The 21,250-nt window shown below is 38.6% G+C and carries 22 protein-coding genes and 1 tRNA gene; 6 read left to right on the top strand and 17 right to left on the bottom strand.

Translation table 11 applies throughout. The features are described from left to right. Positions 1–8 precede the first annotated feature (8 nt). Genes argS through ABFC98_05465 form a run of 14 tightly spaced genes read right to left on the bottom strand, consistent with a single transcriptional unit; the run spans position 9 to position 10,314 of the window. Positions 9–1,658: an arginine--tRNA ligase gene (argS, locus tag ABFC98_05530; GenBank protein ID MEN6445488.1), complete on the bottom strand. Its 1,650-nt coding sequence runs from the start codon at positions 1,656–1,658 to the stop codon at positions 9–11. Beyond that, a complete protein-coding gene (gene rsfS, locus ABFC98_05525; GenBank protein ID MEN6445487.1) occupies positions 1,655–2,005 on the bottom strand; it encodes a ribosome silencing factor in 351 nt (116 codons plus the stop codon). Before rsfS ends, argS begins: the two co-directional genes overlap by 4 nt. Positions 2,006–2,023: 18 nt before the next feature. Next, positions 2,024–2,470 carry a LytR C-terminal domain-containing protein gene (locus ABFC98_05520; GenBank protein ID MEN6445486.1) on the bottom strand — a complete coding sequence of 149 codons (447 nt, stop codon included), beginning with the start codon at positions 2,468–2,470 and terminating at the stop codon, positions 2,024–2,026. After that, the gene (locus tag ABFC98_05515; GenBank protein ID MEN6445485.1) at positions 2,467–3,003 is read right to left on the bottom strand and encodes an HIT domain-containing protein; all 537 of its coding nucleotides are present in this window, start codon (positions 3,001–3,003) and stop codon (positions 2,467–2,469) included. Before ABFC98_05515 ends, ABFC98_05520 begins: the two co-directional genes overlap by 4 nt. Next, entirely contained in the window at positions 2,996–4,024 is a 1,029-nt protein-coding gene (locus ABFC98_05510) for a sugar phosphate nucleotidyltransferase (GenBank protein ID MEN6445484.1), read from the bottom strand. The genes ABFC98_05515 and ABFC98_05510 overlap by 8 nt, the downstream gene beginning before the upstream one ends. Beyond that, positions 4,024–4,521, bottom strand: a complete 498-nt coding sequence (folK, locus tag ABFC98_05505; protein MEN6445483.1) for a 2-amino-4-hydroxy-6-hydroxymethyldihydropteridine diphosphokinase — start codon at positions 4,519–4,521, stop codon at positions 4,024–4,026. Before folK ends, ABFC98_05510 begins: the two co-directional genes overlap by 1 nt. Before the next feature lie 2 nt (positions 4,522–4,523). Then, complete coding sequence (folB, locus tag ABFC98_05500) at positions 4,524–4,901, bottom strand: dihydroneopterin aldolase (GenBank protein ID MEN6445482.1); 378 nt, start codon at positions 4,899–4,901, stop codon at positions 4,524–4,526. Beyond that, a complete protein-coding gene (locus tag ABFC98_05495; GenBank protein MEN6445481.1) occupies positions 4,898–5,308 on the bottom strand; it encodes a SoxR reducing system RseC family protein in 411 nt (136 codons plus the stop codon). The genes folB and ABFC98_05495 overlap by 4 nt, the downstream gene beginning before the upstream one ends. Before the next feature lies 1 nt (position 5,309). Continuing rightward, positions 5,310–5,789, bottom strand: coding sequence for a D-glycero-beta-D-manno-heptose 1-phosphate adenylyltransferase (gene rfaE2 / locus ABFC98_05490; GenBank protein MEN6445480.1), 480 nt, complete (start codon positions 5,787–5,789; stop codon positions 5,310–5,312). Continuing rightward, positions 5,776–6,768, bottom strand: a complete 993-nt coding sequence (gene rfaE1, locus ABFC98_05485; protein MEN6445479.1) for a D-glycero-beta-D-manno-heptose-7-phosphate kinase — start codon at positions 6,766–6,768, stop codon at positions 5,776–5,778. The genes rfaE2 and rfaE1 overlap by 14 nt, the downstream gene beginning before the upstream one ends. Beyond that, positions 6,755–8,137, bottom strand: coding sequence for an amidophosphoribosyltransferase (gene purF, locus ABFC98_05480; protein MEN6445478.1), 1,383 nt, complete (start codon positions 8,135–8,137; stop codon positions 6,755–6,757). The genes rfaE1 and purF overlap by 14 nt, the downstream gene beginning before the upstream one ends. Before the next feature lie 7 nt (positions 8,138–8,144). Next, complete coding sequence (plsY, locus tag ABFC98_05475) at positions 8,145–8,777, bottom strand: glycerol-3-phosphate 1-O-acyltransferase PlsY (GenBank protein ID MEN6445477.1); 633 nt, start codon at positions 8,775–8,777, stop codon at positions 8,145–8,147. Beyond that, positions 8,778–10,112 (bottom strand): ribosome biogenesis GTPase Der, encoded by a 1,335-nt coding sequence (gene der / locus ABFC98_05470; GenBank protein MEN6445476.1) that lies wholly within the window; start codon positions 10,110–10,112, stop codon positions 8,778–8,780. It lies immediately after the preceding gene. Between the two features lie 58 nt (positions 10,113–10,170). Then, on the bottom strand, positions 10,171–10,314 hold the full coding sequence (locus tag ABFC98_05465) for a hypothetical protein (GenBank protein MEN6445475.1): 144 nt from the start codon (positions 10,312–10,314) through the stop codon (positions 10,171–10,173). Positions 10,315–10,907: 593 nt separating this feature from the next. Here ABFC98_05465 and ABFC98_05460 point away from each other — a divergent pair. Beyond that, a complete protein-coding gene (locus ABFC98_05460) occupies positions 10,908–11,447 on the top strand; it encodes an NUDIX hydrolase (protein ID MEN6445474.1) in 540 nt (179 codons plus the stop codon). Positions 11,448–11,568: 121 nt separating this feature from the next. On the opposite strand, the gene ABFC98_05455 is transcribed toward ABFC98_05460, so the two are convergent. Both ABFC98_05455 and ABFC98_05450 read right to left on the bottom strand, forming a co-directional pair. Beyond that, entirely contained in the window at positions 11,569–12,687 is a 1,119-nt protein-coding gene (locus tag ABFC98_05455; GenBank protein ID MEN6445473.1) for an amidohydrolase, read from the bottom strand. Next, on the bottom strand, positions 12,687–13,667 hold the full coding sequence (locus tag ABFC98_05450) for an aspartate-semialdehyde dehydrogenase (GenBank protein MEN6445472.1): 981 nt from the start codon (positions 13,665–13,667) through the stop codon (positions 12,687–12,689). Before ABFC98_05450 ends, ABFC98_05455 begins: the two co-directional genes overlap by 1 nt. Positions 13,668–13,797: 130 nt before the next feature. Here ABFC98_05450 and ABFC98_05445 point away from each other — a divergent pair. Both ABFC98_05445 and ABFC98_05440 read left to right on the top strand, forming a co-directional pair. After that, positions 13,798–13,873: transfer RNA gene (locus ABFC98_05445), tRNA-Arg, on the top strand. Positions 13,874–13,895: 22 nt separating this feature from the next. Then, positions 13,896–15,749 (top strand): RNB domain-containing ribonuclease, encoded by a 1,854-nt coding sequence (locus ABFC98_05440; GenBank protein ID MEN6445471.1) that lies wholly within the window; start codon positions 13,896–13,898, stop codon positions 15,747–15,749. Positions 15,750–15,898: 149 nt separating this feature from the next. On the opposite strand, the gene ABFC98_05435 is transcribed toward ABFC98_05440, so the two are convergent. Continuing rightward, entirely contained in the window at positions 15,899–16,852 is a 954-nt protein-coding gene (locus tag ABFC98_05435; protein ID MEN6445470.1) for a YitT family protein, read from the bottom strand. Positions 16,853–16,960: 108 nt separating this feature from the next. Between ABFC98_05435 and ABFC98_05430 the strand changes: the two genes are divergently transcribed. The 3 genes from ABFC98_05430 to miaA all read left to right on the top strand — a co-directional run. Then, entirely contained in the window at positions 16,961–18,622 is a 1,662-nt protein-coding gene (locus ABFC98_05430) for a nucleoside kinase (protein ID MEN6445469.1), read from the top strand. A gap of 9 nt (positions 18,623–18,631) precedes the next feature. Further along, the gene (gene mutL, locus ABFC98_05425) at positions 18,632–20,524 is read left to right on the top strand and encodes a DNA mismatch repair endonuclease MutL (GenBank protein ID MEN6445468.1); all 1,893 of its coding nucleotides are present in this window, start codon (positions 18,632–18,634) and stop codon (positions 20,522–20,524) included. Beyond that, positions 20,521–21,250: tRNA (adenosine(37)-N6)-dimethylallyltransferase MiaA (gene miaA / locus ABFC98_05420; protein ID MEN6445467.1), on the top strand; the 730-nt coding region annotated here is incomplete at its 3' end. The genes mutL and miaA, both read left to right, overlap by 4 nt.

Below are 21,250 nucleotides of genomic sequence, written 5' to 3'. Positions count from 1 at the left end.
TGCTGCTATTACATTTTTTCCGGAGCGCTAATACCCAGCAAATCAAAACAAATTTCCATAACTTTTTTTACGGTTATTAGCAACATCAAGCGTGCCTGAGTAAGAGTGGGATTCTTCGGATTTACAATCTGATATTTTTCATAGTAGTGATGTAGCAAAGAAGCAAATTCTTCCAAATAGGTAGTTAAGCGATGTGGTTCGCGATATTTAGCGATCAGAATCAACAGCTCCGGAAGGTCTGCCATCTTTTGAATCAGAACCAATTCTTCCGGTTTGGTTAGTTTTCCTGCCATTTCCTTCGTAAAGTGCTTCGGGTACATTTTAACGCTGCGTGCTTTTTTGATGATGCTGCAAATACGAGCGTGAGCATATTGACAGTAATAAACAGGATTTTCGTTATTCTTTTTCAACGCCAGCTCCAAATCAAAATTCAAATGGGCATTTGCTTTGCGAGCTATGAAAAAATAACGAGCTGCATCTTTACCTACAACACTTATAAGTTCGTCCATAGTGACAATTTTACCTGCCCGCTTGCTCATCTTTATTCTCTCTCCGCTTTCAAAAATGTTCACTTGCTGCAGGAAAATGAATTCTAAGATGGAATCGTCATAATTCAATGCTCTGAAGGCAGCTCTGATCCGAGGAACATATCCATGATGATCGGGACCGAAAATATCAATCAATTTAGTGAATCCGCGCTGAATTTTCGTTAGGTGATAAGCAATGTCGGGGACGCAATAAGTAATTGAACCATCCGATTTCATCAGGACTCTATCTTTATCGTCGCCAAACTTGGTGCTGCAAAACCAGATGGCATCCTCTTTTTCATAAGTGCAATCGGCTTCAGTTAAATAGGAAAGCACTTCTTCCACAACACCTTCAGATCTTAAAACTTTTTCCGAAACCCAACCTTCAAATACCACTCCGAATTTTTCCAGAGAGCTTCTTTGCATTTCCAGTAGTTCAGAAAGAGCAAATTCTTTTAAGTGTTCCAAACGGTCTTTTTCAGGCAGCATAAAAACACGGGTTCCTTCCAAAGCGTTTAAGCGATGAGCCAAATGTTTTACATACTCTCCATGATATGCTTCATAAGGAAATTCCCCAATTTTCTCTCCGTGGATTTCCCGCAAACGCAGTTCCAATGACTCCGCCAAAATATCCACTTGGTTACCGGCATCGTTTATGTAAAATTCTCTGGCAGGAGCATAACCCACACATTTCATAATACGATAAAGCGTGTCTCCAAAAGCGGCGGCACGAGCATTTACAATATTTAATGGACCGGTGGGATTGGCGCTAACGAATTCCAGTAATATTTTTTCGCCATTACCGAAATCGCTTTTGCCATATTCTTCGTTTTTGTAAATCTCCCAAAATACCTGTTGATATAAAGCAGGCGCTAAGTAAAAATTGATAAAACCAGGCCCTGCTATTTCCAGCTTTTTAAATGCTTTATTTTTCTTCAGTTCTTTTACTATTTTCTCCGCCAGTTGCTTTGGGGACTGTTTGTTTTCTTTACCCAAGACCAAAGCGGCGTTAGTAGAAAAATCACCAAATTCAGAATTATTGGGAACATCCACGCCAAACTCTTTTGAGTGGCTAAGATTCAGTGCATCCAGTGCTTCCACGATATTTTTATGCAGTAGTTCTTTAATCATTTGTTACTCTCTTGTGTCTGCGTATTCACTATTTTGGTTAAAAGGTCATCTATATGATAAAAATCCCTTGTTTCAGGTAAAAAGATATGCACGATAATTTCTCCGCCATCAATCAAAATCCAGTGCCCAAAATCAATGCCTTCCTTGCTTAACAATGGCAGATGATTTTCTTTTAGCATATCCAAAAGGTAATTGGCAATAGCTTTATTATGAACATCGGCATTGCCTTCGCAAACGATTATTGTATCTGTATAATCACATTTATCTTGCATATCATAAATGCGAATGTTTTCTGCTTTCTTCTCTTTCAGCCAGGTGATAATGGCTTCTTTGCTGAAATTACTCACTGATATCTTCTCCCTTATTTATGGTAAAAACTGTTCATAATCCCTGCCGACGATGATTTCAAAATCGGCACCGAAATATTCATTGTATGCGCTTGTCCAGCGCTGGATTCCAGTCATTTTTTGCAAGCGATTCAAATCCTGCATATCGCCTTTGCGGATAACGATTATGGTTTTGTCATATATCGGTTTGGAGGTCTGTGACAAACTTACCACCTCAATATTTTTATCTTTCAATGCAGCGGCAAAATCAGCCGCCAGATGTTCATATCCGCAACCATTGGTCACTATTACTTTAATTGCAGGGAACTTGTCCTCTGCGTGAAAATTTTTGGTCTCTGAATTTCTGTTTTTTAAGGCAAAATACAGGATAACTGCTGTCGTAACCAAAAGAATCAGAATGACAGATACTATCAAACTCTTTTTTGAGGGCAAGTTTTTTTCAGGGGGTTTGTTTGTCAAACTCAACTGTTAAGCTCTTTAGTTTTAGCAAGTTTTGCAAATTCAGGCGCTAATTTGGCGAAAGCAACTTCAAAGGACTCAGGGATAACTCTTTCGCCACCGATAATAGTCATAAAATTGCTATCTCCTTGCCAGCGTGGAACAAGATGAATGTGCAAATGTTCTGCAATTCCAGCTCCGGCTGCACAACCCAGATTGATGCCAATATTTATGCCGTCACAATGATAAACTCGCAATAAAATTTGTTCCGTGTCTCTTACCAAGGAACACATTTCCAGCCAGGTGTCCAATTCCAAATCCGTTATAGAAGCGGAATGTTGATAAGGAATAATCATCAGATGTCCGTTATTATAAGGATAGCGATTCAACATTACATAACAGGCATTGGCTCTATAGACAATCAAGTTATCTTTATCATTATCAGGATTTTGGAAACGACATAAAACGCAATCATCCATTTTGTCACCTAATATATAATCCAGACGCCAAGGAGAATAAAGATAGTGCTTTTCTCCGTTGTCCTTATTTTGATTATTCATATTGCATTTCTTCAATTATATTGGATCCGTAGCTCAAAATATGGTGTTCCGGCATAATGGCATTCACCAAAATATTGTGTCCCTGCAAAATGGAATCAAGCGAAACGGTGCTATTTTCCAAAAGACCTCCGGGACCTATTACACAACCCTTTTCCAGCATACATTTGCCTTTGATGACAGTATTCTGATAGATTTCCACATCGGGTTCAATAATAACTTCATCACCGATATAAACGGTTTCCGGATTGTGAATGATAACTCCGCTATTCAGCCATTTTTTGCGAATGCGATCCACATAACTATTTTCCAAGGCAGCCAATTCTTCCTGAGAATTCACTCCGGAAGCTTCCAACAAGTCCTCCAGCACAATACTGGAGATAATTTTACCTTGCTTAGCGAGAATTTCCACTGTGTCGGTAAGGTAATATTCTCCCTGTTTATTGTTATTGGAGGTCTGTTTTAAAGCGCTAAACAAATCTCCTACTTTAAAACAATAGATGCCGGTATTCCATTCTTTAATTTTCCGCTGTTCTTCGTTGGCATCTTTGTATTCAATGATGCTGTATATGTTCCCTTCGTTATTGCGCAAAATGCGTCCATATTTTCCCGGGTCTTCTAAGAAGGCCGTTAGAATTGTGCAGGATGCCTGTTCATTTTTATGCTTTTCATATAATTGGATAAGGGTTTGCACACTAAGTAAAGGAACATCTCCACATAAAATAAACACATCCTGATCTAAATCCTTCCAATACGGTTCAGTTGTAATTACGGCATTGCCTGTTCCGAGCTGTTCTTTTTGCTCCACAAATTCAATTCTGTCATTATCTTCGAGGGCAGCTATCACGCTGTTTTTCAGGTAGCCCACTACAACATAGATCTTTTGACACTTAGTAGCCAAAGCAGTATCTACCACTCTCTGAATCATTGGTTTTTCAGCCAGCGGCAAAGTAACTTTAGCTCTTTCCGATTTCATTCTTGTGCCTTTTCCTGCAGCCAAAATAATTGCTGACAGATTACTCATTATAGTTCTTCCTTAGCAGATATTTCTTTATATAATTCACTTATTGTTTTATGTAAAACGGGATGCACGGCGTCGGGGATAAGTTCATTAAGCAAGCATAAAACAAATTCTCTATTATGCAAATCTGGATGGGGAATAATCACACTGGGCCAGGGATTTTCTTGTGGCGTGATTCTACTATCCAATTTCAAATCTCCTGCCAGAAGAATATCTATATCAATGTTACGAGGTCCCCATTTTATTCTTCTTAGGCGTCCCATAGTCATTTCGATATGCAGAAGCTTTTCCATTAATTCCTGAGGCGAATAATTATTATCTATTTCCAGCACCTGATTTATAAAATCTGGCTGATTCTTCATTCCGTAGGGTTTCGTAATTATGCGTGAGGATTTGCGCATAATTTCAATTCCAGAAAGCATTGACAACCGCTCTATTGCCTCATCCAGTTGGGCGTTGGGATCTTCCGTATTGGAACCGAGACAAAGATAATATAGCATAGCTAAATATTTTCCTCTTGATTATTTCTGCTTCTGCTGAGGATAACTTCTACCGATTTTATGCTTCCTTGAATTGGAACTGAGGGTTTTTGAATGCAGATAGTAAGTTTATTGAGCAAGGGAAAATCAGTTAAAAGTTTATCGGCTATGGTGTTAGCACAGTTTTCCAATAAGTAAAATTGCCTGCTTTCCATTATTTCTTTTATTACGGCATATACTTTCGTGTAGTCAATCGTATCTTCCAGATGGCGAATATGATTATCTATATTGGAACTGGTATATAGGGTTACACTTACGATAAAGCGCTGACCTAAAGTTCTTTCTTCTTCCTGGACTCCATGATAACCATAAAAGACCATTTCGTTCAGTTTTATTTTCACAGTTTCCTCGCGATGCTTATCTTTAAATGAGTTCCGTATTTATTGTCGATAAACCTTATTAACAGAAAAGACAATGCCATTCCGGCAAAACCGATTAGAGCCGCAACAATTTCGATAAACCACAACGACGCAATTAAATAACCCGCAAATAAAAACAGGATGGGAACCCCAAAAATTAGCAAAGACACCAAAGTTCTTCCTAAAGGTGAGATATTTAGCTGCACTCTATCATTTACTTGCAAAGGTAGATCGGTAACTAATTCATACTTGGTTGGCTCACTTTGCGTAAAACACAGTCCTTGCATTTTGCAACCCTGGCAATTTTTCCCGCGTTCGATTTCTACGGTAACACAGTTACCTTCCACTTTTGTTACGATACCGCTATCTTCAACTGGTTCTTCCAGCATTTTAATTTCCTTGTTTTATGCGCTTAATAATTTCGGAAGTGCTGATCCCTTTTTCATAATTCAAGGAACAAACTTTTCCTCCGTAACTTTGCACAATATCAGCTCCGCAAATTTGTTCCACTTGCCAATCGCCACCTTTCACCAATACATCAGGTTTAATAATGCCAATCAGTTCATAGGGCGTATCTTGTTCGAAAATACACACATAATCAACCATTTCCAAAGCTGCCAAGACCAAAGCTCTATCTCCTTCAGCATTAACAGGACGGCTAATTCCCTTCAATCTTTTCACCGATGCATCACTATTAAGTCCTACAATCAGAACATCTCCCATCGCTTTGGCATTTTCCAGATAGAGGATATGCCCTGAATGTATAATATCAAAACAACCATTAGTAAATATAATCCGTTTTCCCTGGTTGCGCAAGTTCTTACTTAACTCATCCATTTTGGCATAGGGTATGATTTTAGATTGCAGCATTGAAACTTTCTCTTATTTCATCCGTAGTGACACTGGCAGTTCCCTTTTTGGCAACTGCCACAGCTGCAGAATGATTAGCAATCAAAGTGGCAGAATCAATGTTTGAATCATATAAGTAAGCCAAAGTTAAAGCACTTATAACTGTATCACCCGCTCCGGAGACATCATATACCTCGCGAGCAAAACTGGGAAGATGTTTTACTTGCTTTTTTCCTGAAAAAACATACATTCCTTCGCTGCCTACGGTAACTACCAAATGTTTAATGTTCATTCTTTGCCTTAGTTCTTCCGCAGACCTTTCAAAATCCTCTCTATCGGTAAATTTTCTGCCGCAATAACTTTCCAATTCTCTAAAGTTGGGTTTGAAAATTTCTACTCCTCCATAGGAACTGAAATTGAGATATTTGGGATCAACCGCAACCAGTTTTTTATATTTTCTGGCCAGCTGCAGAACATCATTGATCAAATTAAAACTAAGCAAACCCTTATTATAGTCCTCAATTAAAAGTGCATCCGCCTGAGGCATAATTTGAGCAAGATAGGTGAAAATATCTTTTTGCAGATTCAAATTTAGTTCAGAGACATCTTCTCTATCTAAACGCACAATTTGTTGACTTACGGAACCAATTCTGGTTTTTAGGGTTGTAGGCCTACTGGCATCAATAAATATACCTGAAGCAGACATCCCTCTTTCTTTAAGTTTCTTCATTATGATTTGCGATTGAGGGTCTTTTCCACAAACACCCGTCAGAGTAACTTCCGCACCCAAAACATTTAAATTTAGAGCTGCATTGGCTGCTCCCCCTAAACGGTAATCGCTTGTATTTATTTCAATTATGGGAACAGGCGCTTCCGGAGAAATGCGTTGAACTTTTCCCCATAAATATTCATCCAGCATTATATCGCCTAAAACGATTATGCGGCGTTGTTTAAAACTATTTAAAATCTCTTCCAGTTTGTTAGGATTAATTGTATGCATCGGGAACTCCTACGGGATAATTGCCATCAAAACAGGCATAACAATAATTTTCAGGGCAATGAACACAGCTTTGCAAATCGCTTTGGGATAGATGTTTTAAAGTATCCACACCGGTAATTTCCCTAATTTCTTCCAATGTTCTACGGTTGGCAACCAATTCTTGTGCATTGGGAGTATCTATTCCATAATAGCAACTATGTTTTATTTGGGGGCTGCCAATGCGCAAATGAATTTCCGTTGCTCCGGCATCTTTGATCAATTTCACGATTTTTCGGATGGTGGTTCCCCGCACAATGCTATCATCTATCAGCACAATTTTTTTCCCATTAAAAAAATGGGGCAGGACATTAAATTTTTGGCGCACGCTTTCATCGCGGACTGATTGTTCCGGTTTAATAAAAGTTCTGCCGATATAATGATTACGAATTAGGCCTAAGGAAAGAGGTCTGCCACTTTGATTGGCATAGCCCATTCCGATAAAATTGGATGAATCGGGAACCGGAACTACCAAATCAGGATTTAATCCTTCGTCTTGTCTTGCCAAAGCTGCTCCAATTTTTTCTCTTACTTGATACACATTTTCGCCAAAGTGAAAACTATCGGGGCGGGAAAAATATATCTGTTCAAAAATACAATGCTTTTCACAATTACAGCTTCGATAGAGATTTGGGTCATTTTCAAAAATTTCTATTCCTTTTTCGCTAACTTTGATTATTCCAGCGGGAGGGACTTCTTTTCTATCTATGGCGCCTAAAGTATCCAAAGCACAACTTTCCGAAGCCACTACAATTGTTCCATCAGGTAATTTTCCCCACATCATTGGACGGATGCTAAGCGGATCTCTAAACATATAAAGTTCCGTAGGTGTGCAAAGAACGCTGGAATATGCACCTTTGATATCTTGCATTAAATGCTGGATTGCCACTTCTATTTTTTCTTGATAATGTAAGATTCTATAGGCAATATATTTAACCAGCAGCTCACCATCGTTGTCACTTTTAAAATAGACCTTTTCTTTTTCCAATGCTTTGCGCACTTGCATATAATTTACAATATCACCATTTGAGGCAAGTGCGTAACAGGGACCCGAAAGTGTCTCCACTAAATGTGGTTGGGTATTAAATTCAGTCGCACTTCCCTTAGTGGGATATCGCACATGGCCAATAGCTATTTTTCCTGGCAAAGCAGTTAATTGTTCACTATGAAAGACCTCTTTAACCAATCCCATTTGCTTATGCAAACGGATAAGAAAACCGTCACTCACTGCCATACCACAACTTTCTTGCCCTCTATGCTGTTCAGCGAAAAGTCCTAAAGCGGCAAGATGGGCGGCGTCGTCAGCTCCAAAAACTCCTATGATTCCACACATTCAGGTTCTAATTTCCTTTTTTACCAAATTTTAGTTTAGATTCAGTTCCTCTTAACAATCTTTCCAGATTGCTTTGATGTTTAATAAGTATCATCATTATGACTACTGAAATTAAAATTAAAGAGACAAAATCCGCCTTTTCCGCTTTCAGCAATTGTGCCAGATAATGGGTCTGAAAAGAAAGAGCGGCACATATAGATGCCAGAGATACATAACGATAAAGGATAACTACAATTAAAAAAACAATAATCGCTATCAGTAAACTATAAGGCGCAAACGCTAAAAAAGATCCGGCAGCCGTAGCAACTCCTTTACCACCTTTGAATTTTAAATAGACAGGGAAAATATGCCCCATAATAACTAAAAAAGCAGTTATCGGTACCAAGCTACTTTCTTTGCTTGTAATTAAGATTGCTAAACCGACCGGAATAAAACCCTTAGCCATATCCAAAAGTAAAACAAGAACGCCACTTAGCGTTCCAAAAGACCTTAAAGCATTGGTGGCGCCTATATTTCCACTTCCTTCTTTGCGGATATCTTTCCGGTAAATTAATTTTCCAGCAAGCCAGCCATTGGGAATACTGCCAACCAGATAAGCAACTATTAAAAAACCTAAGAGCATAAAGTTATGTTCATTCATTTAGTCCTCTTCTTTTTTGCGTCCCTTAAAAATCAGCTTAATGCTAACTCCTTCAAATTTGAATGTTTCCCTTAATTGATTATGTAAAAATCGCCGGTAGTTTTCCGTTATCAAAGAAGGCGTATTGCAAAAGAAAATAAAGGTGGGCGGTTTCACTTGTGCTTGCGTTATATAATATATTTTTACCTGTCTTCCACTTGGGTGGGTAGGGGGTCTGTGCATAATAACCGTTTCCATAAAGCGATTGAGTTCTGAGGTGGAAATCCGTTTTTCACTTTCTACTTCAATTTGGGCAACCGTTTCCATTATCCGATTGATGCGTTGGCTTGTTTTAGCAGAAATGAATAGAACGGGGGCAAATTGCAGAAAAGGCATCTGATAATGCAAATTCTGCAGATATTTATTTACCGTATTTGTCTCTTTTTCCACCAAATCCCATTTATTAAACACAACCAGAATTTCCTTCATCTTGCGTTTGGCATAGCTGGCTATTTTGATGTCTTGAACGCTAAGTTCCTCATCCGCAGTAAGAACCAAAACTACAATGTCCGCACGATCAACTGCATCTATAGTTCTTAAATTGGAAAAATATTCCACTCCGTAACTTACTCTCGTTTTGCGTCTTAGCCCTGCAGTATCGATTAAAACATAATCCTTGTTATGAAAACGAAAAGGGCTATCTATGGAATCACGCGTTGTGCCCGGAATATCAGTGACAATTAATTTCGGATTGCCGATCAGCAAATTGGCGATGGAACTTTTTCCTACATTGGGTTTTCCCACTATGGCAATGCGTGTGGCAGCGGGTTTATCTTCATTTTGATAAGCCAATTGTGTGCCAGGAATGCGTTTTATTAAAGCATCTAAAAAATCTCCCGTATTGCGTCCATGCGAAGCAGAAATAGCAATTGCCTCACCTAAACCCAATTGCAGGAAATCATAGACCTCCCACTCCAATTTTTCACTATCGGCTTTATTGGCAACGAGCATAACTTTATCTCTATGTGGATAAAGGATTTTGGCTATGTCTTTGTCGATATCGGTAACGCCGGTTTGAGCGTCCACCAAAAAAATAATCAGATCACTTTCTTCAATTGCCAATAATGCTTGATGTTTAACCATTTTGTCCATTGTCTCATTACTGTCAAAAACAATGCCACCGGTATCCACAAGTTTAAATGTTTTCCCATTCCAGATTACATCTTCGTATTTGCGGTCTCGCGTTATGCCTGCTTCAAAATCTACAATAGCAGAACGCTTTCTACACAAACGATTAAATAATGTGGATTTTCCTACATTGGGACGCCCTACGATAGATACGATATATTTTCTCATTTTTCCATCTGGTTTTTAGTTTATCTTTAAGAAACAAATGACCGATGCAATCATAATATTATAATTGCCGAGGAGTTGCTTCACGCCTTGTTCCTTTTCGAAAAAAGGTTTCCGCTTCGGGCAACGCTTTTGTTATATCATAACTTACTGTCCCCAAAGTAATTCCTTTGTTCCTAACACTTATATTGTTAGCTGGTTCCATTCTAATACTCCTCTTGCTATGTAACCCTGTGTTTTTCGGCAGAGTTTTTTGTCTTAGTTTACAATATATATTAGCCAAATTTTTGCATACCTTGATTTTGTCAACCTTCCTCTCATAGAAGAATTTGAAAAGATAAGCCAAAGGTTATCAGAACTTTTGGGGGAGTATGTAAGAATTTCCTAAATGGTTCGTTAAGTACCACAAATTATCACACTATACAATTATCTTTTGTTTACCTACTTTTTAGCTATTTCAGGAGGATTGATCTCCTATTTCGTTCCTACTTAAAACCCTTATATTGCCGAAAAGTATCCCGAACGCTTCCCGAATGTTCATACGGGAAGCATTCGGGAAGCGTTCGATTAACAAATGAGCAGTATATGCCAGACCGGCAGGGAGGGATAAAGTGATTATGTATCAGATTATGATGGAATGAGTTATGTCGTTATTAGAGCAAATTGCCAAACTGACTATCTGTTCCATCCACCAATCCATTCCCTAATAAATTTTGTTACTCGTTAATCCGTATGTCCGTAAAAAAAATTACCTTCGTTTTGCTTGACAAAAGGGTGCTAATTTCCATTAGTGAACTTATGAAAAAACTTAGTCCTGCTAATTACAAAGATGTTAATTTCTGTCTGCATTGCGGGCATAAATTGGTGCTGAAAACCGATGCTGAAAATAAACTAAGGCCTATATGTCCCGCTTGTAATTGGGTTTATTACAAAAATCCTATTCCGGCAGTGGCAATTGTGCTATTTAATGAAAACAAGGAACTGCTTTTGGTGAAAAGGCGTTTTCCTCCGAAAGTTGGTTATTGGGCACTTCCCAGTGGCTATATGGAAATTAATCTTACGCCGGAAGAAAATGCCCTTCAAGAGCTGGAAGAAGAAACAGGCATCAAAGGTAAAATTATGCACTCCATAGGTTGGTTTTATGGTAAAAGTCCAATCTACGAAAGAATTCTCAGTATTGGTTTTCGGATAAAGGCAATTGGTGGCAAGTTGCAAGCCGGAGATGATGCTGAAGAAGCAAAGTTTTTTCCTGTGAATAACTTACCTATTATTGCCTTTGATGCGCATCGGGATTTCATTGCCAAAGAAACCGGAACCCAACCTGCCGTCGCTAAATAAATTATTTGGAAATGTTTGGGGAAAAATGCTAACGCCTTCTCCAATTCGTAGTTCCGCTTAAGACATAAATAAACTGTATCCTATTCAAATAGCTGAGCCAGCGTAAGATAAATAAAAAGCATTATTTTGGCAGGAAAGCGCTAAAGACCTTTACGCCAACTTCAATGCTTTCATCTTTAGGCAAAAATTTATCTGAATGCAAGGGTTGGGGACATCCGCTCCCCAGCCAAAAAAGCAAACCCGGATAAAGAGTGGTGAAAAAGCCAAAGTCCTCTCCAGTCATAGCTGTTTCTGCAGGAATGTATTGAATGTTTTCCCGTTGGCAAATCTCCTGTAAGCGTTTTACTAAATTGGCATTGTTGATAACTGGGTCGTAAGTGGCTAAAAATTTAACCTCGTAATTTGCCCCTGTTGCTTTGGCTACAAATGCTGCGGTATCTTTGATGACATTATTGATTTTTTGGCTGATTTCTTTGGAAAGGGACCTATGCGTTCCTTCCAGAACACATTGGTCAGAAATAACATTGCGAATGGTGCCGGAGCTCATTTTCCCGATGTGAAAAATAATTTTTTCCTTTGCTTTAAGCTCTTGCAGGCGATCTGTAATTAAATTCATAAACATTATGCCTGCGTTTAAAGCATCAATGCCTTTTTCTGGGAAGGCAATATGCGCCGATTTTCCGTAAAAACAAACATCAAACTCTTGCGGAATGGCAAAAAAGATACCTTCTTTGGCGGAAATGGCGCCCACAGGTAAATCACTGGCAATGTGTAAAGCCAGAACCATTTCTATATTGAACTTTTGAATTATTCCTTCTGCCAAAACACTTTGTGCTCCTCCTTCACCTTCTTCCGCTGGTTGGAAAAGAAACAACAAATTGCGTTGGGGCTTGTTTATCGCCACAAATTGAATTAAGCCCATTAAAATAGCTAAATGAATGTCGTGTCCGCAAGAATGCATAAAACCCGGATGTTCGGAGGCATAATCAACTCCTGTATTTTCATAAATGGGCAAAGCATCCATATCTGCTCTGAATAATAAATAGGGTCCTGCGGCACAAGTATATTCTAAAAGCAAGCCAGTATTGCCATTAAAATGATGCAGTTTCCAGGTATCTTTTGGCTGGTCTTGCAATATTTTACTAATGCTTTCTTCCAATAATGCTCTGGTCTTAAATTCCTTAAAAGCAAGCTCAGGGATTTTATGCAAGTTATGACGCAGCTCAATTAAATCAAGCATTAAAGTTTGCCCGTATATTTGGAATGAGTCAATAAAATATCAATTGCATTGGCTGCCGCTCCCAAACGAACATTGTGCCCTACATTCCAAAAAGTTAAGGACTTATCATCGGTTCCCAAACGCAAACGACAAGTATGAGAATCGTTGGAAGAGCCCAAATCCAAAGGCGTAATATAAGTATTGGGATAATAAATGATGCCAGGTGCCTTTTGCAATGCTGCTTCCGCTTTGGGTAAATCTACATTATTTTCAAATTCGGCATAAACGGAAACACTATGTCCATAAATAACAGGGACTCGCACAGTTGTGGCACTAACGGCTAAATTCCATTTAGATAGTATTTTACGACTTTCAAACTGCATTTTTTCTTCTTCCTGACAATATCCATTATCCAAAATGGCGCCAATTTGAGGAATAACATTCAAGTCAATGATATGTGGGTAAATACCTTTGTCATTAATGCCTTTGCGTTGATTCAACAAAGTTTGAATTCCCTGATGTCCACTGCCGGAAACTGACTGATAAGTGGAAACGATCAATTTCTTTAAACCGAAAAGCTTATCCAGAACTGCCAGAGGCAAAATAATCTGAATCGTGGAACAATTGGGATTAGCTACGATGCCTTTGTAACCTAAAAGGAGTTCTCCATTTACTTGTGGAACAACAAGAGGAATATTTGTTTCTTTCCTGAATCCGGAAGAATTGTCAATTACAACTTCTGATGCCTGGGCTGCAATCGGGGCATAAGTTTTGGCAACTCCCGCTCCCGCCGAAAAAAGAACATAGTCATAATGTTTAAGCAGAGAGTCCTGCTTCAGTTCTTGAACTTTAAGAGGTTGGTCAAGATAATATAAAATGGTTCCTGCAGAGCGTTCTGAAGCAAACAGATCCAGTTCTGAAATAGTTAAGTTACTTTCTTCCAAACAGGTAATCATCATTCTGCCAACTTCACCGGTGGCGCCAACTATTGCTGTTTTCATTTGTATTTCCTTATCTTTTATATCATTACATCATATTTATGTAGTTTATGCACTTTTTTACAGTAGGGATAGCTTGTCAATGTAAACTTGACAAAATTGGGCTCTTACAAGAATGGTTAAATGTTGATGCGCCCCAGTAGCTCAGAGGATAGAGCAACGGTTTCCTAAACCGTTGGTCGGATGTTCAAGTCATCTCTGGGGCGCCAGAAATTTAGGAAGAAGGAAAGTTTGGAAGATATTCCATTAGATAAATTTGTTGCCTATTATGAAAGGGGAATTCTGAAGTTTGGCTATGTAACAGCTGGCAATAATCGATATTATGAAATTATAACCGAAAGCAATACTCATTTTACTTTGCCTGCCGAGCGATTTATCCTGATTAGTAAAGAGAAATATCCTGCTGACGCCAGAGCTATGTTTTTTTCCCAAGTGTCTGAAAATGAAGCAATTTTGCCCAAGCTAAATTTCAATTTTATGCAGCAGCGGGAATATACTTTGTCAGAAATAGCGGAACGGCTTAATTGGCTAAGTGATGCTCAACGATTTGCTCTGTTAAAATATTTAAGGGAAAATCCCGCTCAATTTCACTATAAAAAAGATAAATATCGTCTGAAAACGGTTGAAGAAACTGCGTTATACACTGAAATGCTAAAAGAGCAGGAAATGGAAAAGCAATTTTTGCAAGAGATAGATGGTTGGTTTAAGGGTGCAAAATTAAGTGAACAAGTTCAGCATAAACTTTATTGCTTGCTGCCCGAATTAAACAACGAAAAGAAACACAAAGAGTTGCGACAACTTATTCTGGCTAAATATGCGCAGCTGAAACCTGAAGAAGCAATTATTCAATTTCGAATGGACTGTGGAGAAATGCCTGACAACATAGATCCAGTTATTGCACAATCAGGCATCCCCATTGGTTTTTCCGATTTATTAAATAAGGAAAAGCTACAGCCCGAGGATAATCTCGTTGCCGAAGAAACATCTTTTTGCATTGATGAAGATACTACCCGAGATTATGATGATGCCATTAGCATCGTTAAAAAAGGTTCACTCTGGAAAATTGGAATATATGTAAGTTCCGTTGCTGAACGGCTTAATCTGAAAGGAGCTCTCTTTGCCGAAGCCAAAAAAAGAGTGGTGACATTATATACTGCCAATGCAGTTATACCTTTATTTCCTCCCAAATATTCTGAACAGGAACTTTGTTTGCTGGAAAATGCAGTGCGTCCGGTTTTAGCTTTAACTGTTTGGGTGGATAAGAATTTAGCGATTAAACGAACGGAAATTAGCCGCAAAAATATATCTATTTCTGCCAATTACAGTTATAATGAAGTGGAGCGAGATATTGCCAACGAACCCTTCGCCACTTTATCCAAATTTTGTAACGCATTGGCAACAAAGAGAGAAGCAGATTCCATCCCGGAAAATAAACGCTTTTATTATTATATCAGGGCTACCGCTAAAGGGTTGGAAGCAAAATGCGTAGATACACAAAGTCCAGCCCGCAAAATGATTGAAGAATTAATGATTCTGTATAATTCCGCATTAGCAGATTATGCCTTAAAATCAAACTTACCGATTATTTATCGCAATATCAATCATTACGAAGACATTGCCACCAATTTTTTTGTTAACAAGGCATATCTTTCCACTCATCCTGAATTTCATAGCGGAATTGGTGTGAAAGCATACACCCATTTAACTTCTCCTTTGCGTAGGTATGTGGATTTAGTCAATCAGAGCCAGATTTTAGCTATGCTAAATAAAGAAAAAATACCCTTTACGCAAGAGGAGCTGGAGTTCGAGATTCCTTATATTGAAAAACATCTTCAATATTTGAAGGAAATAGCCCATAAGAGTGAACATTATTGGGTGCTGCAATTTATCCGACAGAACTACTTAAATACTCCGTTGGATGCTTGCGTAAGAACATTTGAAAAAGGATATTTGCGCTTGGAACTAATCCCCTGGGGATTTGTAATCTCCGCCAAATGTGATAGTTACACACACGCAGAGATAGTGAAAATCGTTATTTACAAAGTGGATGTGGACAAAGGAATTGTGTGGGCTGATCTAATATAGATCTTTCCATCGCTTACCCAGTAAACGAATTTGGCTCTAAATTAGCTTTGGGGTAAATAAGGACTTTGCAGTATAAAGTAAAAAAGTCCTTCCTACCATAATAAAGGAATATTTTGTTTCAAATCAGGCAGTGAGAGCGGAAATTAAATTTATTCATTCAACTTTAAGCTGCGTGATTTGAAGCCATAACCAAGCACATCGTAAACATCCATAATAATCATAAAGGCATCGGGATCGGCATCTTTAACGATATCGGTTAATTGGGGAACCTGTCTTCGGTTTAAAATTACGAACAGTATTTTGATATCACGCTTGTTATATCCGCTAACGCCATTTAGATATGTAACTCCGCGTTCCAGTTTGGTAAAAATTTCTTTGCTAATATCTTCCACGGCATCGGAAATGATATATGCGCCTTTGATATAAGGAAGTCCTTCACTGACTAAGTCAGTTATTTTCACGGTGATGAAGAGATTAAAATAACCCCAGATTAGCAATTTAGGGGCTTTAAAAATGATAGCCACCAGTAAAATGATTCCCGTTTCTACAATGTAATAACCGGTTCCGATGGAAAGATTGGCTTTCTGCTTAATTAGCGCCACCGGGATATCTGTTCCTCCAGTTGATCCCCGGAACCGGAAAATAAGTCCCAAACCGATTCCCAGTAAAACACTACCTGCCATTGCGCTTAATAACATATCTTCCGGACCTAACATTGCGTAGATTGTATGTCCATTCAAGATATGAGTATATGGCTTTAGATCGGTAATAATACCTATTTTATATAAAGCAGGAAAGCTGAGAAAGTCGGTCATCACAGAGCTGACGAACATTCCATATAAGCTCTTGCTGCCAAAGGATTTGCCAATGAAGATAAAACTGATTATGAACAGCGGAATATTGATTAAAATCATCGAAACGCCATTGGGAATACCCAAAAAGGCATATAAAATTTGAGATAAGCCACCTACTCCACCGGGAGCCATATTGTAAGGTAATAAAAACCAAGAATAACCCATTGCAAAAAAAAATGAGCCGAAAATGATTCCTATCAGACGCCATATTTCTCTTTGCAAGTATTGTTTTTTACTTATCTTTTGCACTATCTATCTCTCCTATAAAGCTTGACTAAATTTTCAGGTTTAAATCTCTGGTATAAATATAATAAATTTCATAATTCCTTATCAGATTTGGAATTAACAGGAAAAAAAATGATTTTGGACATTCGCTTAAACGGCACCAAAAACTCTCTGCTGGAAGTGGATACACCCCGTTCTCTGGCAGAAACAATGAAAAGAACTATGATAGACAAATCACAGGTCTTATCCTATAAAATAAATCATCGAGAATATGTCAATGAAGATTACATACCCGATAGAGAAACTCTTATTGATTGCATCACTTATCTTCATCCCGAGGGTTACAGAATTTATCAGGATAGCGCTATTTTCATTATGGTTAAGGCATTGCATACTATAATGGGAACGGAACACTCTCTGGTAGTGGAACATTCCATTGCCGACGGTGTATATTGTGAGGTCTTCAATTCCCAAAATTTTACCGAAGATGATTGCAACCGCTTGAAAAAAGAGATGCATAACATTGTGGATAGCGATCTACCCATAGAAAAGATAACGGTTAAAACCGATGAGGCAATAGATATTTTCAGTGCGATGGGTCGGAATGATGTGCTCAAAAATTTGAAATATCATTACCAAGAAAATGTGGAACTCTACCGATGCGGAAAGTATTATGATTGTTTTATTCATCCGCTGGTGGAAAGAACCGGCAAAATAAAGACCTTTGATATCGTTTATCACGCTCCTGGCTTTATTTTACGCTTTCCAGGAAGAGATGAAAAGATGGAAATATCCTCTTTCCAGCTTCCCTCAAAACTATTTGCCCTCCATCAGGAACACGATAAATGGCTGGATATTTTACGGGTGCATAATATTATAGACATCAATAAACTGATCGATAACTACGAAATATCGGAATTTATTCAAGTGGAAGAGGCATTGCACGAAAAGAAAATAGCGGAAATAGCAGCTGATATTGTTACCAAAAAAGAGGTGAAGTTAATTCTGATTGCCGGGCCTTCTTCTTCCGGTAAGACCACTTTTGCTAAAAGGTTAGGTGTTCAACTTCAGGCCTGTAAGGCAAAACCAGTCATCATCGGAATGGATGATTACTTTCTGCCCCGGGATAAAACACCCCGTAAACCCAACGGTGAATACGATTTTGAATCAATTTACGCCATGGACCTGGAATATTTGAATATGCAAATGAACCAACTGCTGGAAGGAGAACAAATTGAATTGCCCCGCTATGATTTTACCAAAGGCGCCAGACGCCACAGCAACAATTTTATCAAACTCGGCAGTAACAGTATAATTGTGATGGAAGGCATTCACGGTTTGAATGAGACCTTAACTTCTTCCATTCCTGCCAACCGAAAAGTGAAAATATATGTTAGCGCCCTAAATCAGCTGAATATTGATAATCATAATCGGATTGCTACCACCGATTGTAGATTATTACGCAGAATTATTCGTGATCATCGTTACAGAGGTTACAGTGCGGAAGAAACATTAATGCGCTGGCAAGATGTCCGCGAAGGGGAAGATAAAAATATATTTCCCTATCAGGAAAATGCCAATTATATGTTTAACAGTAGCTTAACTTATGAAATGAGCGTGATTCGCAAATATGCTTGGAAATTGCTGTTAGGGGTTTCTCCTACATCATCTGCCTATATGGAAGCAAAACGACTTTCCCAATTAATTTCCAATTGTAAGGATATTGCCGATTCGTTGGTTCCCTATAATTCTATCATCAGAGAATTTACGGATGGCAGTATCTTTCGTTATTAAGGAACATAATTGAATAATATTCATATCCTATCTGAAGATGTCCGCAATAAAATTGCCGCCGGAGAAGTTATTGAGCGTCCAGTTTCCGTTGTTAAAGAACTGGTGGAAAATGCCATTGATGCCGGTGCCAAAAGTATAATTGTTGTCATTGAAAACGGAGGCAAAGACCTGATAAGGGTTTTAGATAACGGTTGCGGAATGAATGCCGATGATGCAATGCTGGCTTTTGAACGCCATTCTACCAGTAAAATTAAGACCGTGGATGACATTATTCATATCGATTCACTGGGTTTTAGAGGTGAAGCGCTACCATCCATTGCTTCGGTTTCGAAACTAAATTTAGTAACGCGAAAAGCGGAAGACGAGATGGCTACGATAATTGAATTTGCAGATGGTAAATTATTGAATGTAACACGAACTTCTGCCACACCCGGAACTACCGTAACTGTGCGGGGCTTATTTAAAGACCTTCCTGCGCGGCGAAAATTTCTCAAAACCGCTCAAGTAGAAACCAGACACATCCTAAAATATATGCATTATCAAGCGCTGGTCTATCCTACAATAAGTTTTCGCCTTGTGATTGACGATAAGGAAAAGCTGAATTATATTGCTTGCACAGAGAGAAAACAGCGCATAGAAGAGGTCTTCGGAAGCACATTTTTTGCTGACGATGTGATTTCCATAGATGGAAAATATGGCAATTACTCCGTAAACGGTTACATTTTTGGCTTGGAAGATCGCTCGGATAAATTGATCGATGCGCAATACACTTTTATTAACGGTCGTTATATTTTTGATAAGACAGTTCGTCACGCGATAAAATCAGCTTATGAACCCTTCATTTTAAAAACCCGTGCCTGGCAAAAAGGAACTACTCCGCCCTATATTCTTTTTTTGGAAATTCCTCCGGAGCAGATTGATGTAAATGTCCATCCCGCCAAACTGGAAGTGCGCTTTCGCGAAAATAATCTGGTGCATTCTCTGGTTTTTGAAACGCTGACTAATGCGCTTCGGGCTTATGAAGATAGTAAATTTGCCAGTGCGCGGCGTAAATTTCAAGGTGAATCAAAAGGTGAAAAAGCAACTTCCTTGGAGCGCGATATTTTCGTAAGTAATATAGAGGTTCCGCAGTTCTCGGCTTATAAAAAAGAATTTGGCGAACTCTTTCAGGATGATATTTTTAAGAGCGAATCAAATCCCGATACGCCCAAAGATATTCCAATCTTTAATCCTGCCAAAGAAGAAAGTGAGGTGCAGGAAATATTTTCCGATCAGCCCAACGATAAGCTGAAATACGATATTTTGCTAAAAAATGAAGAGGACTATATCAATCCCTGGCAGTTTCATAATACCTATATCTTCATTCAAGTGGAAGATGCCTTAGTAATTATTGATCAACATGCAGCTCATGAAAGAATTATCTATGAAAAATTAATACAAAGAAGCGGGGGAGCTCCTGCCGTGCGTCAAAAACTTATTATTCCGTTGGTTATAGATATTCCACCTTATATTGCCTCGGACATAAAAGACCTGGTAGAAGCAAATTTGGAACTGCTGGAGAAAGTAGGTTTTACACTTAAAAAATTTAGCGGTGATTCAATTGTGATAGAAGAAATTCCTGCCGAATTGACTGATTTTGCCGGTGGTCAGGTTTTTATTGAAATCTTAAAACAACTGGAACAGGAAATGGATATTACTACCGATTTCAGGGATGGTTTAATAAAATCAATTGCCTGTAAAGCTGCCATTAAAGCCAATCATAAACTTACGCGCAGGGAAATGTTGAATTTAATCAATGAACTTTTTGCCTGTCAGGTTCCCTATTTTTGTCCCCACGGCAGACCTCTCATCTTAAAAATCCCCGTAACTGATTTTGAAAAGAAGTTTAAACGCACTTTATGATCCCTGTTATAACCATTGAAGGAGCAACCGCCACAGGAAAATCAGCTTTGGCAATTGCCCTTGCGGAGGACTTTGAAACCGAAATCATATCTGCTGATTCCAGACAGGTATATCGCTTTCTGGATATTGGCACCGCAAAAGTAAGTAAAGAGGAACAGCAAAGAGTTAAACATCATTTACTGGATATTATCAATCCCGACGAGACCTATAATGCCGGCAATTTTGTTGCCGATGCGGAAAAAATCATAGCAGACCTGTATTCCAAAGGTAAAATTCCAATTATCTGCGGTGGCTCAGGACTTTATATAAAAGCGCTTTTAGAAGGAATTTTTGCTCATCCTCCTCTTCCTAAAAATATCAGAGAAACTTTGAAACAACGCCTTAAAGATGAAGGACTGGCAGTTTTATATGCTGACTTGCAGAAATGCGACCCCGAATTTGCCGCTCAGATAAGTAAAAATGATACACAAAGAATTTTACGCGGTTTGGAAGTTTTTCTGGGAACGGGTATTCCGCTTTCGGAACACTGGCACAACCAAAAAGAAAGCCAAAAATACAATGTCTTTCGCATTCTGATTGATATTCCCCGTTCGGAACTGTATAAACGCATCAATCTGAGGATGGAAAAAATGCTTGCCGACGGTTTATTGAAAGAAATTGAAGACCTTTTGGCGATGGGTTACTCGGATTCGTCTCCGGCATTGAACTGTATGGTATATAAAGAAT

The sequence above is a fragment of the Candidatus Cloacimonas sp. genome, from assembly GCA_039680785.1.
Taxonomy (GTDB): Bacteria; Cloacimonadota; Cloacimonadia; order Cloacimonadales; family Cloacimonadaceae; genus Cloacimonas.
This window is presented reverse-complemented; position numbering and strand designations above follow the sequence as displayed.

Excerpts from the sequence above, each read along its gene's own strand:
- ABFC98_05510 (MEN6445484.1), bottom strand. The coding sequence starts at position 4,024 with ATGAGTAATCTGTCAGCAATTATTTTGGCTGCAGGAAAAGGCACAAGA.
- ABFC98_05465 (MEN6445475.1), bottom strand. The coding sequence starts at position 10,314 with ATGGAACCAGCTAACAATATAAGTGTTAGGAACAAAGGAATTACTTTG.
- ABFC98_05430 (MEN6445469.1), top strand. The coding sequence starts at position 16,961 with ATGATTTTGGACATTCGCTTAAACGGCACCAAAAACTCTCTGCTGGAA.
- rfaE1 (MEN6445479.1), bottom strand. The coding sequence starts at position 6,768 with ATGCATACAATTAATCCTAACAAACTGGAAGAGATTTTAAATAGTTTT.
- plsY (MEN6445477.1), bottom strand. The coding sequence starts at position 8,777 with ATGAATGAACATAACTTTATGCTCTTAGGTTTTTTAATAGTTGCTTAT.
- ABFC98_05450 (MEN6445472.1), bottom strand. The coding sequence starts at position 13,667 with ATGAAAACAGCAATAGTTGGCGCCACCGGTGAAGTTGGCAGAATGATG.
- ABFC98_05460 (MEN6445474.1), top strand. The coding sequence starts at position 10,908 with ATGAAAAAACTTAGTCCTGCTAATTACAAAGATGTTAATTTCTGTCTG.
- ABFC98_05495 (MEN6445481.1), bottom strand. The coding sequence starts at position 5,308 with ATGCTGGAAGAACCAGTTGAAGATAGCGGTATCGTAACAAAAGTGGAA.
- ABFC98_05515 (MEN6445485.1), bottom strand. The coding sequence starts at position 3,003 with ATGAATAATCAAAATAAGGACAACGGAGAAAAGCACTATCTTTATTCT.
- folK (MEN6445483.1), bottom strand. The coding sequence starts at position 4,521 with ATGCTATATTATCTTTGTCTCGGTTCCAATACGGAAGATCCCAACGCC.
- der (MEN6445476.1), bottom strand. The coding sequence starts at position 10,112 with ATGAGAAAATATATCGTATCTATCGTAGGGCGTCCCAATGTAGGAAAA.
- rfaE2 (MEN6445480.1), bottom strand. The coding sequence starts at position 5,789 with ATGCTGCAATCTAAAATCATACCCTATGCCAAAATGGATGAGTTAAGT.
- purF (MEN6445478.1), bottom strand. The coding sequence starts at position 8,137 with ATGTGTGGAATCATAGGAGTTTTTGGAGCTGACGACGCCGCCCATCTT.
- ABFC98_05455 (MEN6445473.1), bottom strand. The coding sequence starts at position 12,687 with ATGCTTGATTTAATTGAGCTGCGTCATAACTTGCATAAAATCCCTGAG.
- argS (MEN6445488.1), bottom strand. The coding sequence starts at position 1,658 with ATGATTAAAGAACTACTGCATAAAAATATCGTGGAAGCACTGGATGCA.